Raw genomic sequence first — 517 nt, 5'->3', positions numbered from 1 at the left:
GTCCTGCTGGTCGACGCGTACCGGTGGAGCACGGTTGAGCTGCCCGGCGCTGGCGCCGGCACCGCGGAGCGGCTGGGGGAGCAGATCTTCCGGTCGTGGGTGCTGCCGTTCGAGGTGCTCTCCGTGCTGCTGCTGTCGGCGCTGGTGGGCGCGGTGGTGCTGTCCCGGCCGGACATCGGCCGGCCCGGCCCGGCGCCGGACGGCGTGCCGAGCGAGGACGTGGATTCCGGGGGGCGCCGGTGAGACCGGTCATCCCGTACGTCACCGCCGCGCTGCTGTTCGGCCTCGGCGTCTACGGCGTGCTGCGCCGGCGCAACGCGGTGCTGGTGCTGATGGCGGTGGAGCTGATGCTCAACGCGGTGAACCTGATCCTGGTCACCGCGGACACCACCGTCCGCGCCGTGCTGCCGCATTCCGGTCAGGTCTTCGCGCTCTTCGTCATCGTCCTCGCCGCCGCCGAGATCGGGGTGGGGCTGGCGATCGTTCTCCAGCTCTACCGGCTGCGCGCCAGCGTGGC

General features: G+C 72.7%; 2 protein-coding genes. Both read left to right on the top strand.

All coding sequences use genetic code 11. The annotated features are described in order from the left end of the window. Nucleotides 1-243: NADH-quinone oxidoreductase subunit J (locus tag EAD98_RS03220; RefSeq protein ID WP_199723266.1), on the top strand; the 243-nt coding region annotated here is incomplete at its 5' end. Then, nucleotides 240-517: NADH-quinone oxidoreductase subunit NuoK (nuoK, locus tag EAD98_RS03215; RefSeq protein ID WP_121652589.1), on the top strand; the 278-nt coding region annotated here is incomplete at its 3' end. The genes EAD98_RS03220 and nuoK, both read left to right, overlap by 4 nt.

The organism is Micromonospora sp. CV4, from assembly GCF_003667455.1.
GTDB lineage: Bacteria > Actinomycetota > Actinomycetes > Mycobacteriales > Micromonosporaceae > Micromonospora.
The sequence above is the reverse complement of the archived record's forward strand: the minus strand, read 5'-3'. Positions and strand labels throughout refer to the sequence as shown.